The sequence below is a fragment of the Pseudomonas sp. R3-56 genome (genome assembly GCF_051132075.1).
In the GTDB taxonomy this organism is placed as follows: domain Bacteria; phylum Pseudomonadota; class Gammaproteobacteria; order Pseudomonadales; family Pseudomonadaceae; genus Aquipseudomonas.
Genome location: NZ_CP071657.1, coordinates 2,881,023 through 2,898,697, shown reverse-complemented (window position 1 = coordinate 2,898,697; position 17,675 = coordinate 2,881,023). Strand labels below are relative to the sequence as shown.

The following is a 17,675-nucleotide window of genomic DNA, read 5'->3' as shown; positions in this document are numbered from 1 at the left end:
AGAGAGAGCCGCCATAGTAATTGCAATCAAATGTGGGAGCGAGCCTGCTCGCGAAAGCGGTGGTTCAGCAATATCCAATTCTCGCTGATACACCGCATTCGCGAGCAGGCTCGCTCCCACAGGGTTTGGTGTTAATTGCCGGCGCGCAGGACCGTTGGGTCTTCTCCCCGATACAGCGCCTCGACCTTCGCCGCGCGCCATTGCAACACGGCGCGCTGGTTGATCGAGCCCTTGTCGGTGATTTCGCCACGGTCGATGGAAGCGGGTTCGTCGAGCAGTGCGATCCACTCCACACGACTGGCGTTGCCGTTGGCTTCGCGGTTCAGGCGCTGCAACCAGTCGGCAAACCACTGGCGCACCGGCGGGCTGGCCAGGACCTCGGCGTCGCTGGCGTCCTGCGCCAGGCCCGAGAGGCGCCGGCAGTCATTCAGGCGCGGGAATACCAGCGCACCCAGGTGCGGGCGGTCCGGCGCCGTCACCACCAGGTCCTGGACGTACGGCGTGCCCTCCAGCACCGCGCGGTTGCGCAACGGCCCGACGCTGACGAACACGCCGGAGGACAATTTGAAGTCTTCGGCGATGCGCCCGTCGAACATCAGCCCCAACTGCGGGTTGGCGGCATCGGCCAGCTTGATGGCGTCGCCCGAACAATAGAAACCGGCCTCGTCGAACACCTCGGCGGTCTGCTGCGGCGACCGCCAGTAGCCGGGCATGATGTGTGGCCCGCGAAAGCGCCCTTCGAACTTGCCGTCCACCGGCACCATCCGCACTTCGCAACCTGGCGCCGGCAAGCCGATGTAGCCGGCCATGGACAGCGGCCCGGTGGTGAAGGTGCAGGACGGCGACGCTTCGGTCATGCCCAGGCCGGCCATCATGCGGATGCGCTCGCCGCAATGCTGCTCGGCCACCTTGTCGAGGCGATCCCAGGTGCTCTGCGAAAGCCCCGCCGCAGCGAAGAAGAACAAACTGATGCGTTTGAAGAAGCGCTCGCGCAACTCAGCGTCCTGTTCCAGCGCGCTGACCAATTCTTCCCAGCCCTTGGGCACGGTCAGGTAAGCGGTTGGGGAAATTTCCTTGAGATTGCGCAGGGTTTCGGCGAAGCCCTGGACGGTGGGTTTGCCATCGTCCAGATAGAAGGTGCCGCCGTTGTACAGCACGATACCGACGTTATGGCTGCCACCAAACGTATGGTTCCAGGGCAGCCAATCCACCAGCACTGGTGGTTCCTCGCCAAACACCGGGAAGGTCTGCAAGAGCATCTGCTGGTTGGCGCAAAGCATGCGTTGGGTGGTGATCACCGCCTTCGGCAGCTTGGTGGAGCCGGAGGTGAACAGGAACTTGGCGATGCTGTCCGGGCCGGTGGTGGTGAAGGCCCGCTCGGCCTCGCTGCCGCCCGGCTGCGCCAGCAGGCTGGCGAAGCTTGTCCTGGCGCGGCCGGGTATTTCTCCGCGCACGCTGACCAGGGGGATATCCATAGGCAATACCGCATTGATCGCGCGCTCGAACGGCGCGGCCTCGCTGACAAATACCAGCCCCGGCTGCAACAGGTCGCAGACGTGCCGCAGCTTGGCGAAATCCTGGGACAGCAACGAATAGGCCGGCGACACCGGGCAATAGGGAATCCCGGCGTACATCGCGCCCAAGGCCATTTGCAAATGCTCGATGTCGTTACCCGAGAGCAGCGCCAGGGGTTTTTCGGCCGACAGGCCATAACGAAGCAGGCCTTGGGCAATGGCCCGCACGCTGTCGAGCATTTCGGCATAGCTGACGTGACGCCAATCGCCTTGGTTTTCGCGAGCGGCAATGAACGTCTGGTCCGGTCGCACCCGGGCCCAGTGCACCAGGCGATCGAGCAGGCGCGACGGCAACGGCGCCAAGGGCTCCAGGGAGCGCATCTGCAGGATGCCCTGCTCTTCCTTCACTTCAACGGCTGGATGCCCGATCGACACCTGGCGATAGCGCGCAGGTTCGGGCCGGGAGGATGATCTGAACTCGGAACTCACGGTGCATCTCCTCCATCAAGGCACACTCGGGTCGCTTGACGCGAGCGGAGCGTGGCAGCGTCTGGCTGCGGCCTTGTGATTGTCATGTCTGGCCTGCATCGGGCGATGGCTCGGGCGGCCCATCGCCGGCGATGCGACGGATTTTCAGATCGGGTAATGCCGTGGGCCGTTCTGCATCGTCACCCAGCGCAACTGGGTGAAATGCTCGATGGCGGCCTTGCCGCCAAAGCTGCCGTAGCCGCTGGACTTGACCCCGCCGAAGGGCATTTGCGCCTCGTCGTGCACGGTCGGGCCATTGATGTGGCAGATGCCGGATTCGATTCGTTGGGCCAGCGCCAGGGCGCGACTGGTATCGCGGCTGAAAATCGCCGCCGACAGGCCGAACTCGGAATCGTTGGCCAGGCGCAGCAACGCTTCGTCACCGTCGCCGCGCAGCAACACCGCTACCGGGCCGAAGGACTCTTCACGGTACAGGCGCATGTCCGGGGTGACCCCGTCGAGCAAGGTCGGCTGAAGGATGCTGCCGTCCAGTTGGCCGCCGGCGACTAGTCTGGCGCCTTTGGCCAGGGCATCGTCGATCAGGCCTTTGATGCGCAGTCCGGCGCTGGTGTCCACCAGCGAGCCCAGCACCGAATCACCCGCGGCAGGATCGCCGGCGCGCAGGGTCGCGATCTTCGCGGTCAGTCGGGCGACAAAGGCATCGGCCACGCTCGCGTCTACGATCAGGCGCTCGGTGGACATGCAGATCTGGCCCTGGTTGAAGTAGGCCCCAAACGCCGCCGCCTGCACCGCTGCGTCAAGATCGGCGTCAGCGAGCACCAGCAGCGGTGCCTTGCCGCCCAGCTCCAGCAATGCCGGCTTGAGATGACGCGCCGACAGTTCGCCGACGATGCGGCCGACGTGGGTCGAGCCCGTGAAGTTGACCCGCCGTACCGCCGGGTTGGCGATCAGGCGCTCGACAATGGCCGGCGCATCCGTGGGCGCATTGCAGATGACATTGACCACACCATCGCCCAGGCCGGCGTCCTGCAGCACCTGGCCGATCAGGCGGTGCACGGCCGGGCTGACTTCCGAGGCCTTGAGTACCACAGTGTTGCCGCACGCCAGGGGCATGGCGATTGCGCGGGTGGCGAGAATGACCGGGGCGTTCCACGGCGCGATGCCCAACACCACGCCACAGGGCTGACGCAAGGCCATGGCGAAGCTGCCGGGCACGTCCGAAGGGATGACTTCGCCATTGATTTGCGTGGTCATGGAGGCGGCTTCGCGCAGCATGTTTGCCGCCAGATGCACATTGAAGCCGTACCAGTTGGCCATGGCGCCGGTTTCGCCAGCGGCGGCAATGAATTCGCCGCTGCGCGCCTGCAACTGCTCGGCCGCGCGCAACAGGCGGTTGCGACGTTCATTGGGCGCCAGCGCGGCCCAGGCCGGGAAGGCAGCGTGTGCGGAGGCCACGGCGGCGTCGGCATCTTCCAGCGTGGCGGCGGCCACGCGGGACACCACTTCACCGGTCACCGGGTTGCAGCGCTCGAAGGTCCGGCCATCGCGGGCCGGGCACGACTGGCCGCCAATCAACAGGGGCACGTCCAGCATGGTGATTCCTCTTTATTGTCTTTATCGGGAACACGTTCACAGTAGCGCCGAGGGCCTTGGACGAACAACCTGCGGGCCCACGATGGCGCCCGCCGCGCTGTCGTCTCAGCGTTTGTAGGTTTGCAGGCCCGGCTTGATGCTCTTGTCGTCCAGGAACTGCTTCATGCCCTGCTCGCGGCCGCCCTCGGTGTCGAGCAGGCGCGACTGGTCCAGCTTGGCGTAGAGGTAGTCCTCGTTCTGCTCCCAGGTCAGCTCGCGGCAACGCTTGAAACCATGCTTGGCCGCGCGCAGCACCACCGGGTTTTTCTCCAGCAGGTTGCGCGCCAGCTCCACGGTGACCTCACGCAGCTGTGCCAGGGGTACGCTTTCATTGACCAGGCCCATCTCCGCGGCTTTTTTCCCGCCGAAGGTCTTGCCGGTCATGATGTAGTACAGGGATTGGCGATGGCCCACGGTATCGGCCATGGCTTTGCTCACGAGGTTGCCGGGCGGGATGCCCCAGTTGATTTCCGAAAGGCCGAAGGTGGCTTCGTCGGCGCAGATCGCCAGGTCGCACGCCACCAGCGGGCTGAAGCCGCCGCCGAAGCACCAGCCGTTGACCATGGCAATGGTCGGCTTGGCGTACATGCGCAGCAGTTTCCATTGCCATTGCGAGGCTTCGCGACGGATTTTTTCCTGGAGGATTTCCGGCCCGGCATCCACTTCGCGGAAATATTCCTTGAGGTCCATGCCGGCGGTCCAGGCCTCCCCCGCACCGGTCAGCACCAGCACGCCAGCGGCGGGATCCTGTTCCAGGGTCTCCAGCACATCGATCATCTCGCGGTTGAGGGTCGGGCTCATGGCGTTGCGTTTTTCCGGGCGATTGAGGGTTACCCAGGCGATGCCTTCCTCGATGTCGACCTTGACCGTTGTCCAGCGACCTTCGTAGTTGCTCATGGCGCGTGCTCTCTTGTTCTTGGCTGAAGATGGAGAAAAACTAACCTTGAATATTAGTTATGTCAATTAACTATTAATCGATTTATCTGTATTTTCCTGACGGCCCGGATCCAGAGCTGGAGAACAAAAATACCGGCGACCGTAGCCACCGCGCGGCAACCCCGGCAAACTGGATAGCCTTGTTAATCACTGACCTTGAGGATGCACCTTTCGATGGCCAAGTCTTCCAAGCTTGCCGAAGCCGCCGCCGCGCCCCTGGCCGACGGTACCGACACGCAGGCGCCGCTGGATTCCGCGCTGGATGACCTGATCGGTTACGCCTTGCGTCGCGCGCAGTTGAAACTGTTCCAGAACCTGATCAGCCGTCTTGCTGTCCACGACCTGCGACCGGCCCAGTTCTCGGCCCTGGCGATCATCGACCAGAACCCCGGCCTGATGCAGGCAGACCTCGCCAAGGCGCTGGCCATCGAGCCACCGCAAGTGGTGCCCTTGTTGAACAAACTGGAAAGCCGCGCCCTGGCCGTACGGGTGCGCTGCAAGCCGGACAAGCGCTCCTACGGGATTTTCCTGAGCAAGACCGGCGAAACCCTGCTCAAGGAGCTCAAGCAGATCGCCGCCCAGAGCGACCTGGACTCCACCGCCGCCCTCAATGGTGCCGAGCGCGAGGAACTGCTGCGGTTGCTGAAGAAGGTTTACCAGTAAGGAACCTCACTCCTCCCTGTGGCGAGGGAGCTTGCTCCCGCTGGGTTGCGCAGCGACCCCAACACAGTGGACGCGGTTTGCCTGAAGCGCCGCGGCCAATAGCTTGGGGCTGCTGCGCAGCCCAGCGGGAGCAAGCTCCCTCGCCACGAAAGCTCGTCAATGACGGCTTCACTGGCTTCACCAGATCGGCACGCTGTACGTCACCAGGAACCGGGTCTGGTTTTCATCGCGAAACGCCGCCGTTCCCGGAAAGTCGTTTCGGTAGATCGACTTGCGCGCCAGCAGGCCGACGTTTTTCAGCGGGCCGCTCTGGATCACATAACCCAACTCCATCTGGAACTCACGCTCCTTGCGATCCTCGGCATTGAGGGCCGCCAGCTCGATATGGTCGCCACGCACGTAACGCAACCGGGTCCGCAAGCCAGGCACGCCAACGGCGGCGAAGTCGTAATCGTGGATCGCTTGCCAGGTGCGCTCCTTGGCATTAAGAAAGTCCGAACTCATGGTCATTTCACTCAAACCCATCAGCTCGGTGCCGGACACATAGGGCGTGGCCGTATCGCCGCTCGAATGCATGTAGCCCAGGCTGACGCGATGCCCGCCCAGGCGATAACCGACCAGCGCCGAGACGTTGCGGTTATCCACCTTGCCAGCCTTGGCGGCGCCCTCCTCGCTGCTGAAAAAACTCCGTAGATCGGTGGTCAGCACGCCATCACCCAATGGCAGGTTGTGCAGCAATGCCAAGGTATTCTGCTGGTACAGATCGGCAACTTCGGCGTGGTAGATGCGCAGGCCCAGATCCTTGTTGACCTGATAATCGCCTCCCACGTACGCCATGTGCGACGAGGTCGCCGCGCCGTTGAAACGACGATTGGGCGAGGCGATGCTCATGGGCTGGTAATCGGTGGAATCGCGCCGGGCGATGCGATCGATGTAACCGGTGTTCAGCGTCAATCCGTCGATGTCCTTGGAGCTCAGGGTTGTCCCGCGAAAGGTCTGCGGCAATAGCCGCGACGGACTGGCGAAGGCAAACGGCAGGAAAATCGAGACATCGCCGGTCTTTACCGTGGTTTGGCCGAAACGCAACTTGCCGGTCACGCCCAGCCGCGAGTACTCATCCGCCGCGCGCTTGTCGCTGCTCGACACCGGCAACAGTTCGGTGCCGCTGCGGTCCGGCGAGGAGTCGAGCTTGATGCCCAGCAGCCCCCTCACATCCAGGCCAAATCCGAGCGTACCCGGGGTGAATCCCGACTCGACGTTCATGAACACGCCTTGGGCCCACTCCCGGGCCGCAGTCTTGGCGCCGTCGTCCTTGTAATCGCGATCCATGTAGTAATTTCGCAGGGTCAACGTGCCGTGGCTGTCGTCGATGAAACCTTCGGCCAGCGCCACGCTGCAAAGAAGACTCAGCCCGGTTCCGGCCAACCAGTGAACGAGCGGTGAAACAGGGATCGCCGCCTGGGCGTCCCGGATAATATCTGGCATGTTCGATGTCCGCTTTTTTGTTGTTGTTTTCTATCGAGGCAACCCCGAGTGGAGGGCTGTGCGGACAGAGAATGGAAACGGCCCGGTACTTCGTCAATCGACAATGTCCGATAATCGAACGTTAATATGATTAACCAATATGACGACTGTTTGTCCTATAGATACCAAACTGCTGAATTTCCAAGAGAAACCAAAGATTTCGCGGGTTTGCTCCTCGCGATTCATTTTTTAGTTAGCTTTGTTAATCTTAATCCCGCGCTGCGGGGTTCCCTTCGAGCCGCAGTCCCGACAAAAACAATAAGAGGATTCGCCATGAACCATCCGCCGCGTCGTGCGACGTTGACCATTGCCCTGTGTTTCATCGTCGCGCTGATCGAAGGCTTTGATCTTCAATCGGCCGGCACCGCCGCTGCCGGCTTGCGACAGACCTTCGCCCTGGACCCGAAGATGATGGGCTGGGTCTTCAGCGCGGGGATCATCGGCCTGCTGCCAGGTGCGTTTTTCGGCGGCTGGATTGCCGATCGCATCGGCCGCAAGAAAATCCTGATTGCCGCTGTCCTGCTGTTCGGCGTGTTTTCCCTCGGCACCGCGTTTGTCGAGCAATTCTCCAGCCTGCTGCTGGTGCGCTTCATGACCGGCCTGGGACTGGGCGCCGCCCTGCCCAACCTCATCGCCCTGTGCGCTGAAGCCGTGGGCGAACAACGCCGTGGTACCGCCATCAGTGTCATGTACGCCGGGGTTCCGCTGGGTGGCGCGCTGGCGGCAGTGGTCGCCATGACCTTTGGCGAGCACTGGCAAATGACGTTCTTCATCGGTGGCCTGGCGCCCTTGCTGGTAGTGCCGTTGATGCTGTTGTGGCTGCCGGAGTCCAGTGCTTTCAAGCAGATACGACACGTCGCGGGCGAAGTCCGTGGTTCGACCGGTCAGGCGCTGTTCGGCGAAGGCCGGGGGCTGACAACGTTGGGCCTCTGGTTGAGTTATTTTTTCACCCTGACGGTGATGTACATGCTGCTCAACTGGCTGCCTTCTTTGCTGGTGGAACAGGGTTTCAGCAAACCCCAGGCCGGCCTGGTGCAGATGCTATTCAACATCGGCGGGGCCCTGGGATCGTTGATCGGTGGGCTGTTGCTTGACCGTTTCAACGCCGTCAAGGTAGTGCTGTTTGTCTATGCCGGCCTGCTGAGCGCCCTGGCCGGGGTCGGTTTGTCGGTGGGCATCATGCCGATGGGCATCGCCGGGTTTGCCGCCGGGCTGTTTGTCATGGCGGCGCAACTGGTGCTTTATGCCTCGGCGCCGCCCTCCTACCCTACGGCGGTGCGCGCAACCGGCGTCGGTGCAGCCGTTGCCATCGGGCGCCTGGGCTCGGTGGCCGGGCCTTTGGCCGCCGGCCAGATCCTCGCGGCCGGCGGCGGGACCACTGCGGTATTGCTGGCGACCTCCCCTGGATTGGTGGTGGCGACGTTGGCCATCCTCAGCGTGATCCGCCGTTCGGCCGGGCCACGGTTGGCCACGGCAGAGCCGGTGGCGCAGGAATCCTGACGGGGCTATTGCTCCCACATCGGACTTTCGGCGGTCATGACAAAGGTCTACGCCAAGTTCCCTTGTGGGAGCGAGCCTGCTCGCGAAAGGGCCTGCACGCTCAGCCTGTTCACCGACTGACGCTCCGCTTTCGCGAGCAGGCTCGCTCCCACAGGATCACCGTTTCAGCCCCTCACCCAGCGCTCCCGCCGGCTCAGTTCAGGCTTCTTTTCAAACACCTTCCGCGGCAACAGCCACCATGCCAGGGCCGGCAGCAGGATCAGGGCGCCAAGCATGTTCACCAGGAACATGAAGGCCAGCAAAATCCCCATGTCGGCCTGGAACTTGATCGGCGAAAAAGCCCAGGTCGACACCGCCACCGCCAATGTCATGCCCGTCAGCAACACCACTTTGCCGGTGAACAACAGCGCCTGGTAGTACGCCTGGGCCAGGGTGTCGCCGGCACGCATGCGCGCCAGGATCACACTGAGCACATAGAGCGCGTAATCGACGCCGATGCCCACGCCCAGGGCGATGACCGGCAGCGTCGCGACTTTCACGCCCATGCCCAGCCCCACCATCAGCGCCTCGCACAGAATCGAGGTGAGCATCAGCGGCAGCATCGCGCAGAGGGTGGCGCGCCAGCTGCGGAACGTCAGCAGGCATAACAGGCTGACCGCGCCGTAGACCCAGAAGAGCATCTCGCGCATGGATTTCTTCACGACGATATTGGTCGCCGCTTCAATCCCCGCACTGCCGGCCGCCAGCATGAACTTGACCTCTGGCAGCTGATGTCCGGCGATGAACTGCTCGCTGGCCTCCACCACGCGGTTCAAGGTGTCAGCCTTGTGATCGGCCAGGTAGACGTACAGCGACAGCATCGAGCAGCCCTGGTTGAACAGCTCTCGCGGCGCGCGGGTTTGCACGGCGCCCAGCGCGCCGTCGTTGGGGATCAGTTCATACCATTTGAAATTGCCCTCGTTATACCCGGCCGTGGCGATCTTGCTCAGCGCCGCCATCGAGGTGGTCGATTCCACGCCGGGCAATTGCTCCAGTTGCCAGGCCAGCGCGTCGACCGCGGACAGGCTGGCGTAACGGGTGCACTGATCCTCCGGGGTCTTGATCATGACCACGAAGATGTCCGAGCTGGCCGCATAGTTTTGCGTCATGAACAGCGCATCGCGGTTGTAGCGCGAGTCGGCACGCAGCTCCGGAGCCCCGGGGTCCAGGTCGCCGATTTTCAGGTGCAGGCTCACGGCAAAACCAGACGCCGCCAGCAGCAAGCCAGCCAGCATGGCGCCAATGGCCCAGCGCCGCTGGGTGAACAGATCAAGCACGCGCCACAGCGGATGTTTGATCTGCGCTTGCTGTTCGGTGGTTTCCGCACTCAGGCTGCGTTGCGCCGCTGCCGGGCTGACGCCGATGTAGCTGAGCAGGATCGGCAAGAGGATCAGGTTGGTGAAGATCAGCACCGCCACCCCGAGGCTGGCGGTGACCGCCAGGTCCTGGATCACCCGGATGTTGATCAGCAGCAACACCGCAAAGCCCACCGCATCACAGAGCAAGGCGGTGATGCCGGCGGCGAACAGCCGGCGGAAGGTATAACGCGCGGCAACCACCCGGTGGGTGCCCCGGCCGATGTCCTGCATGATGCCGTTCATCTTCTGCGCGCCGTGGCTCATGCCGATGGCGAACACCAGGAACGGCACCAGTGCCGAGTATGGGTCCAGCTCGTAACCGAGCAGTGCCAGCAGCCCCAGTTGCCAAAGCACGGCGGCCAGCGAACAGGTCACCACCACCAGGGTGCTGCGCGCACAACGGGTGTAGCCAAACAGCACCATCACCGTCACCAGTACCGCCACCACGAAAAACAGCAGGACCTGGGTCATTCCCTCGATCAGGTCGCCGACGATCTTGGTAAAGCCGGTGATATGGATCCGCAGGTCGTCGGTCTGGTATTTGTCTCGCAACGCCTCCAGTTGCCGGGAAAACTCACCATAGTCCAGCGCCTTGCCCGTCTGCGGGTTGATCTCCAGCAGCGGCACGAAGATCACACTGGACTTGTAGTTGCCGGCGATCAACTGGCCGACTTCACCGGAACGGCCCACGTTGGTGCGCACCTGTTCGATGCTGCTGGCCGAGCCGTCGTAATCGTCAGGGATCACCGTGCCGCCATCGAGCCCCTCCTCCGTCACGGCGGTCCAGCGGGTGGTCGGGGTCCATAACGATTTCATATAGGGGCGGTCGACGCCCGGTAGCAGATAGAGCTCATCATTGAGCCTGGCCAGAGTATCGAGATAGTCCTTGGTGAAAATGCTGCCCTGCCTGACCTCCACGGCGATACGCAGCGAATTGCCCAGGCCACTCAACTCACTGCGATTCTCCAGGAAGTTGGCGACGTAGGGATGCCCGGTGGGAATGGTCTTCTCGTAACTGGCATTGATACCGATGCGCGTGGCTTGCCAGCCCAGCACCAGGGTCACCAGCAGGCACAGCAGGATTACCAGCGGCCGATGGTTAAAAATCGCCCGCTCGGCGAAATTGCCCGACGCCCGGTCGAAGTCTTCCTGGCGGCCGATCACGGTTTGGATTCTGTCGTCTTTCAAGTTTGACTCCTGTTGCACGAGCCGTGGCCCATAGCGCTACACCGTGAAGTTTCAAGGTTTACTGGAGCCTCGCGGATCCTGGTCGGCGGCCACGCCGCTCAAACCGACGCTGGCGAGGCTGCCATCGACCGCCTGTTGCACGGCGGCAACCGTGCCACCGCTGCGGCTCTGACGCTTGTCAAAGCTGCGGCCCTGGTCATGGCTGAATAAAAACTCACCGCCCTGGCTGGCCAACAACAGGCTGCCGTCGCGCAGCTCAAGCGCTGCCGCCAGCGTCGACTCGATAGCGGTCTCAAGGCGTCGCCAACTGTTGCCTCGATCGTCCGACCACCAGGCATTGCCACGCAGACCGTAGGCAATCAAGGCCCCATCGCGGGTGCCGAGCAGGCCAAAAAAACTGCCTTCATAAGGTGACTTCAAGGCGTGGAACGACTGTCCGCCATCGCTCGAACGCAACAGCAGGCCGCGCTCTCCCGCCAGCAGCAGGTCCTTGCCCACGCCGCGGACGCCATACAGATTCAAGCCCTGCGGGTTGTCGACATGACGCATCCACGGCTGCCAGCTACGCCCACCGTCGTCGGTACGGTAGATCTGGTTGTAGGCCCCCACGACGTAGCCGTGCAGGCGATCGATGAAGTACAGGTCAAGGAACGGTTTATCCGGCCCGTCGGCGAGCATATGCCGAGCCTGCGTCAACTGGCTGGCACCGCCGGGTTCATTGGCATCGCGCTCTGCAACCTGCATCGCGAGGGCGATCGCACGCTCACCGTCGAGTTGCTTTTCCCAGGTTTCGCCGCCGTCCCGGGTGTGCAGCACCACGCCCAGATGACCGACCGCCCAGCCCTGTTCGGCATCGACAAATTGCACCGCCGTCAGGCTGACGCTGACCGGCACCTTGGCCTGGCGCCAATTCATTCCGGCATCGTCGGAAAGCAGCACGATCCCGCGCTCACCGACCGCCACCAGGCGCTCACCGGCCCGGGCCAGCCCGAGCAATACCGCGCGCGGCGCCTTGGCCGTTGGCAGCGCCGGTTGCTGCAGTACGGCCAAGGTCGTGGCCTGCGCGACCCAAGGCACGCCCGCCCACAGGCAACTCACCAGGGCACAAACTGCCCATAGCGGACCGCGGTTCGCGAAGATTTTTTCAACGTTCATATCATCATCCCGCCTGGAAAATCGTCAATGGCCGCGCCGAACTCCCTCGTCACGGCCACCACTGGTTCAACGCATGTTTTCGTTGGCCATGGCATCCGGCGTGAAATAGGACGCTGAAGGCTTCGCGACCTTCTGGTATTGGACTGTCAGGTCGTTGCTCGACGAATTGAGGAAGTAGGCCCCGGTGTCGAGGTTGTAGCTGCCCCACATGACCTGTGCGGTAAGGGCCGGCAGGTCCGGTGCCAGCAGCGTCAGCGAATACATTTGCCGACCGAGCTTACCCTGGGCGTCATAACCGTCGGCCATCAGGATCTGCCAGGAGTCTTCGTCGACGTAGTAAGTGCGACGCGGCACGACATGGCGCTTGCCAGACTTGAGCGTGGCCTCGACGACCCAGACCCGATGTTTCTCCCAGCGCACCAGGTCAGGATTGAGGAAGCCGACCTTGACCAGCTCGTCGCTCTTGGCCAGCGCGGCGCGGTTATTGTTGTAGGGGACGATCAGTTCTTTTTTACCCACCAGCTTGAGGTCATAACGATCGGTGGGCCCGAACAGCATGAACGCCTCGTCGAACAGGCCGACGCCGGAGGTCACGAAGTCCGGTGTGTCGTAGGCAATGTTCGGTGCACGACGAACCCGGCGTTGACCGACCAGGTACTGCCAGGCCGCACGATTGGCCGGGTCCAGGTCCCAATGGGTCATCAGGCCCTCGCCAGCCTTGGACGATGGCAATTCGGTGAACAGCTTGCCCAGCAGGTACTTGCCCGAATAGTTTTCCAGGCTGCCGCCTTCGACGTAGTAGGGAAACTGATAGGTGTACTGGGCCCGGGTCGCCTGGACTTTCTTGCCACCGGCGGTCATCAGCCAGGTATCGAACGGCGAGCTGATGGTGTCGCCGCCCTGCCAGGACAACCGATAGTTCCACAGCACCTGCGCACCGTTCTCAGGGATCGGGAACGGGATGCCGCCATAGGCGTTGGAGACTTTTTCGCTGTCCACGTCCAGTGCGGCGCGCGTGGCATTCTTGCTGGTGTTGTCGTACACCCATTGCGGCGCGGCGGCCGAGCGATGAGTCGGGTACACATCCAGGCGATAGTCCGGATATTTTTTCAGCAGCAGCTGGGTGCCCTCGGCCAGTTGGCCGGCGTACTGCGTCATGTTCGAGGCCTTGATCGAGTACAGCGGTTTCTCGCCGGCGAATGGATCGGGGCGCTTGTCACCCGGTTTGTAGCCGGGCGCGACCTGGGTATAACCGCCCTGCCAGGCCGGGATGCTGCCATCGGCGTTGCCGGCGCGCTCACCACCGAAGGGGGTCAGATCGGTTTTCAAGCGCGCGGCCTGCTCAGGCGATACCGCCGCCTGCGCCAGGCTCATGCCGGCCAAGGCAAGGGCGAGGACGCAGGTGTTCAGGAATGCTGGGTTCTGCATGGCGAATCCACCTTGTTAGAATGAGGTTTTCACATAGAGCGAGACGAAGTCGCGGTCGGCCAACGACTGGCCGTAACTGAAATTGCCGTCCTCGCGCAGCCCGGCCTTGGGTGCGCCGAAGAAGTTCACGTAATTGAGGCCGACATCCCAGCGCTGCAGGTAGGTGGCTTTGAGGCCGACGCTCCAGTCGCCGGAATGGGTATTGCCGAAGCCGGATTTGTTCACTGCCGATGAACGTCCATCAAGCACGATCCCCATGCCGACCGGCACGGTGAGGTCGATCCCGTCGACGATCTGGAAGTACGCCGGTTCCATCAATACTCGCAACGCCGTGGCATCCCGGGTGGTATTGGAATCCAGCGCCGCTGCGTTCTCGGTCACGCTCAGGGTGCGGTTCCAGGCCAGCTCGGCCAGGGCCGAGCCGCCATCCCAGAAAGCGGTGGGCGACAACAGGTAGATCGCCGACAGATTGACGTGCGCGGTCTTGCCTCGGGCGAACAGCGCATCGTCGCCGCCATCGGCCTGCATACCGGGGGTCACTACTTGCAGGTTGCTCACCAGCGGCGCGTTCCAGCGCACCGACGATTCACCGGCAAAGTTGAACGGACCGTAAGCGGTAGAAAAGCTGACGCCGGCGGTCTTGATGTCTTCGGCGTAGACCTGGCGATAGGAGCCGAGGATCGGCAGTCCGCTGGCCGCAGCCGCCGGACCGTCCAGGTAGGCATACAACCCGATCGGCGCCTTGTCGTGATACTGGGCCGCGTAGAAACCCAGCTCCAGCTCTGTGCCGGCCGGCTTGAAGCGGATCTGCATACCGCCCTGCCCCGAATTGCGCGGTTTCAGGTCGCCGCCATTCACCGTGTCGTTGCCGAATACCTCACGCAGCGGACCGCTGCCGTAACCGATGGCGTCGGCGTCGCTCAGGTAGCTGCCAGCGCCGGGCAGGTTGGAACGTTCCCACTCGAACTGATAGTAGGCGCCCACCGACAGCTGCGGGTTGATCTGCAACTGCCCGGAAATCTGATTGACCGGACGCAGGATCTCCTTGAACTGTGTGCCCGGCACGCTGAGCAACTTGACCACATCGGTCGGCCCCTGGGCATTGGCAATGCCGTTGCCGCCGTAGAACAGGCTTTCGCCGTAGATCAGGCTGTGGCGTCCAAGACGCGCCACGCCTTGGGAGTTATCCCCGAGGTCTCCGCGCAGGAACACGAAGGCATCGAGAATCTCAGCGTCGCGTCCATGCAGCTCGCGGGTTTCGCTGAGGAAATGTGGCTGCTCGCTGCTGTCGGTGTCCTGGTTGTAGATATCGTCGTACCAGGCCGCGCCGCTGACCCGCAGCCCGTAGTTTTGCCGGCTGAGGTCCATTTCGGAAAACAGGTCGAGACGGTTGGAGACCAGGCCGCGACTGAAGTTCTTGTCGCCCTGGCTCTGGATCGAGGGGTACAGGCCATTGGCGGTCGGCGCGTTGACCAGACGGCTGTCCTGTCCGTGCAGGCGCCAGGCCTGGCTGTACTTGATGGTGTTGTCCCAGCGCAGTTTCCAGTCGGAGTCACCCAGGTCCATTTGCATGGCCTCGGCCCTCTCGCCCATCACACCGCTGCTGCAAAGCGCCAGGAATAGCGCGCAATGCTTGAAACCAAAGCTGTCTTTGAGGTTATCCATGGGGTGCTCTCATTATTGTTATTGTTTGGCATGGCTTTGCTGCAACCCGCTCGGGTGGCGGCTTGGGTTCTCACACGTAGGTGGAGGCCAATCCACCATCGACGGGCAGGTTGACGCCGTTGATCCAGCGCGACTCGTCGGCACACAGGAAGGCGATCACCGCCGCTACCTCATCGGCGTAGGCGGGACGTTTCATGCGATGGGCATCGGCCTGGGTCCGAGCCTCGCCGAGCATGCTCACGAAGTCGTCGAGGATGGGCGTGAAGACCGGCCCCGGCGCGACACAGTTCATGCGCACCGAATGCTCCAGGAACCAGGGTTGGGCCTGCAGGTAGGTCCAGACGATCAAGGCTTCCTTGAAATACTGGTAGCAGGTCTGGTCCGGCACCGGGTGGTCAGCCAGCCAGGCTTGCCCGGCGGCAAACCCTTCGCTGCGCGCCAGCGCCTTGTGCTGCTCTACGCGTAGCGGCCATTCGGCGCCAAGGATCGAGGCGATATTGACAATGCTGCCGCCCGCATTGATGCGTGGCAGCAACGCCTGGCTGAAGTGGCGCAATCCGAGGTAGTTGACCCGCGCCAGCAGTTGCGGATTGGCGGTGCCCGGCACCCCGGCAATATTGCACAGGCTATCGAACCGTGCGGGTAGCTGCGGCAGCAGGCGGTCGATGTTCTCGGCGCTGCTCAGGTCCCCCTGTACAAAACCGTCCAGGGTCTGGTGCGGCGCCTTGAGGTCCACGCCGATTACCTCGGCGCCGTGGGCACGCAGCAGGCTCGCCGTGGCGGCACCGATGCCCGACGAGACGCCGGTTACCAGTACAATCTTGTTGTCGAGTTTCATGTTGAGTCCTCTTGTTATTTTTATCTGCCCCGTTGAAACCGACCGGTCAGAACGGATAGACAGGCGCCTTGTCCTTGACCGTGACCCACTGCCACTGGGTGTACTCGTCCCAGTCCGCCGGGCCGCCGACGCTGCCGCCATTGCCCGAAGCGCCGCGCCCACCGAACGGGTTGATGCACTCGTCGGCGACAGTCTGGTCATTGATGTGCAGCATGCCGCACATCAACCGCTCCCCAATGGCCATGGCCCGGCCCACCGACGGTGAAATGACCGCCGCCGACAGGCCGTACTCGCTGCGATTGGCCAGCTCGATGGCTTCCTCGTCGCTGGCGAAACTGACCACGCTCGCCACCGGACCGAAGACTTCATCCTCGAAGGCACGCATGCCCGGCTTCACGCCGCTGAGCACGGTCGGTTGATAAAACAAACGGTCGTAGTTACCGCCGGTTTCCAGCCTCGCCCCGGCGCGCACGCTGTCATTGACGATGTCGTGCACGCGCTGCAACTGGCGTTGGTTGATCAACGGTCCGAGCGCGGCTTCCTCGCGGGCGGCGTTGCCGACGGTCAACGCCTGGGCTTTATCCACCAGTTTCTGAGTGAGGGCCTGAGCAATCGACTCATGGGCGAGGATCAACCCGGTGGCCATGCAGATCTGCCCCTGATGCAACCAGGCGCCCCAGGCCGCGTTGCGGGCCGCGAGGTCCAGGTCGGCGTCTTCGAGGACAATCAACGGGTTTTTGCCGCCCAGCTCCAGCGCGACTTTCTTGAGGTTGCGCCCGGCCACTTCGGCCACCTTGCGACCGGCGCCGGTGGAACCGGTGAAGGCGATCATCTTGACGTTGGGATCACGGCACAGCGCTTCCCCGGCGTCGGCCGCACCGGGCAATACCTGCAACAAGCCTTTGGGCAGGCCTGCGGCTTCGAAGAGACGGGCAATCAGAAAACCGCCACTGACCGGCGTTTGCGGATCCGGCTTGAGCACCACCGCATTGCCCGCCGCCAGGGCCGGCGCCACGGAGCGCATCGACAATACCAGGGGAAAGTTGAACGGCGAGATCACTCCGATCACACCATGGGGCAAGCGCCGCGCATAAGACAGGCGCCCTGCCTCGCTGGGCAGCACCACGCCATGGGCCTGAGACAGCATGCCGGCGGCCTGATGCAACAGGACGATCGCCTCGCGCACCTCGTGTTGGCCCTTGAACAATGCCGCGCCGGTTTCCCGTGCGACGTACAGCGCCAGTTCCGCGAAGGAGCGTTCGGCGACGTCAGCCGCCTTGCGAAAGATCGCCGCCCGTTCCCGTGGACCGAGGGCGGCCCAGGCCGGTTGCGCCAGGGCCGCATCGCGACTGGCCTTGGCGATATCGGCAGCATCGGCCGAAGCACTGCGCATCAGCGCCTCACCGGTGGCCGGCTCGATGATAGTCAGCAACGGGCCCGAGGCAGGCACCCAATTCCCGTTGAAGACACATTCGGACGCGATCACCTGGGCTAGCAGGTGGTTTTCGGATGCAGACATTTAAAGCTCCCGGCTCTTTGTTGTTGTCATCGTTTGCCACGCCTTGCCGACGCTGGCGCAAACGCCGTAGGAGTGGCTGAGCAAGCCGTGTGCCGAATTCACCCGCGGTCCTGCACAAACTTGGCGCAAGGCTCTGGATCAAGGCTCTCCGGCTGGCAAAGGGCAGCGTTGCTGGCGTCGAACCAGCCGCTGGCCGATCGCCACTTGTTCATTTGATAAAGTTATGC

Annotated in this window: 12 protein-coding genes; 2 read left to right on the top strand and 10 right to left on the bottom strand. The window is 63.0% G+C overall.

Going from position 1 to position 17,675, the window contains the following annotated elements; genetic code table 11:
* Window positions 1-131: 131 nt before the first annotated feature.
* The 3 genes from J3P96_RS13105 to J3P96_RS13095 form a co-directional block, all read right to left on the bottom strand.
* Complete coding sequence (locus J3P96_RS13105) at window positions 132-2,003, bottom strand: feruloyl-CoA synthase (RefSeq protein WP_434657746.1); 1,872 nt, start codon at window positions 2,001-2,003, stop codon at window positions 132-134.
* 144 nt (window positions 2,004-2,147) lie between these two features.
* Window positions 2,148-3,596: an aldehyde dehydrogenase gene (locus tag J3P96_RS13100; protein WP_434657744.1), complete on the bottom strand. Its 1,449-nt coding sequence runs from the start codon at window positions 3,594-3,596 to the stop codon at window positions 2,148-2,150.
* 105 nt (window positions 3,597-3,701) lie between these two features.
* A complete protein-coding gene (locus J3P96_RS13095) occupies window positions 3,702-4,532 on the bottom strand; it encodes a p-hydroxycinnamoyl CoA hydratase/lyase (protein ID WP_305500902.1) in 831 nt (276 codons plus the stop codon).
* A 213-nt stretch (window positions 4,533-4,745) separates the two neighbouring features.
* On the opposite strand from J3P96_RS13095, the gene J3P96_RS13090 reads away from it, so the two are divergent.
* Window positions 4,746-5,234: a MarR family winged helix-turn-helix transcriptional regulator gene (locus J3P96_RS13090; protein WP_434574059.1), complete on the top strand. Its 489-nt coding sequence runs from the start codon at window positions 4,746-4,748 to the stop codon at window positions 5,232-5,234.
* Between the two features lie 177 nt (window positions 5,235-5,411).
* Here the strand turns inward: J3P96_RS13090 and J3P96_RS13085 are convergent, their stop codons facing one another.
* Window positions 5,412-6,719 (bottom strand): OprD family porin, encoded by a 1,308-nt coding sequence (locus tag J3P96_RS13085; protein WP_434657741.1) that lies wholly within the window; start codon window positions 6,717-6,719, stop codon window positions 5,412-5,414.
* A 312-nt stretch (window positions 6,720-7,031) separates the two neighbouring features.
* Here J3P96_RS13085 and mhpT point away from each other — a divergent pair, with 312 nt between their 5' ends.
* The gene (gene mhpT, locus J3P96_RS13080) at window positions 7,032-8,258 is read left to right on the top strand and encodes a 3-(3-hydroxy-phenyl)propionate transporter MhpT (RefSeq protein ID WP_434657738.1); all 1,227 of its coding nucleotides are present in this window, start codon (window positions 7,032-7,034) and stop codon (window positions 8,256-8,258) included.
* A 164-nt stretch (window positions 8,259-8,422) separates the two neighbouring features.
* Here the strand turns inward: mhpT and J3P96_RS13075 are convergent, their stop codons facing one another.
* The 6 genes from J3P96_RS13075 to J3P96_RS13050 form a co-directional block, all read right to left on the bottom strand.
* On the bottom strand, window positions 8,423-10,843 hold the full coding sequence (locus J3P96_RS13075; protein WP_434600857.1) for an efflux RND transporter permease subunit: 2,421 nt from the start codon (window positions 10,841-10,843) through the stop codon (window positions 8,423-8,425).
* A 51-nt stretch (window positions 10,844-10,894) separates the two neighbouring features.
* Window positions 10,895-11,998: a WD40/YVTN/BNR-like repeat-containing protein gene (locus J3P96_RS13070; RefSeq protein ID WP_434600858.1), complete on the bottom strand. Its 1,104-nt coding sequence runs from the start codon at window positions 11,996-11,998 to the stop codon at window positions 10,895-10,897.
* A gap of 66 nt (window positions 11,999-12,064) precedes the next feature.
* Window positions 12,065-13,426 carry a DUF1329 domain-containing protein gene (locus J3P96_RS13065; protein WP_305500892.1) on the bottom strand — a complete coding sequence of 454 codons (1,362 nt, stop codon included), beginning with the start codon at window positions 13,424-13,426 and terminating at the stop codon, window positions 12,065-12,067.
* A 15-nt stretch (window positions 13,427-13,441) separates the two neighbouring features.
* Complete coding sequence (locus J3P96_RS13060) at window positions 13,442-15,091, bottom strand: DUF1302 domain-containing protein (RefSeq protein ID WP_434657734.1); 1,650 nt, start codon at window positions 15,089-15,091, stop codon at window positions 13,442-13,444.
* Between the two features lie 70 nt (window positions 15,092-15,161).
* Window positions 15,162-15,929, bottom strand: a complete 768-nt coding sequence (locus tag J3P96_RS13055) for a coniferyl-alcohol dehydrogenase (RefSeq protein ID WP_434574049.1) — start codon at window positions 15,927-15,929, stop codon at window positions 15,162-15,164.
* A 46-nt stretch (window positions 15,930-15,975) separates the two neighbouring features.
* The gene (locus J3P96_RS13050) at window positions 15,976-17,448 is read right to left on the bottom strand and encodes a benzaldehyde dehydrogenase (protein ID WP_434657731.1); all 1,473 of its coding nucleotides are present in this window, start codon (window positions 17,446-17,448) and stop codon (window positions 15,976-15,978) included.
* Window positions 17,449-17,675 lie beyond the last annotated feature (227 nt).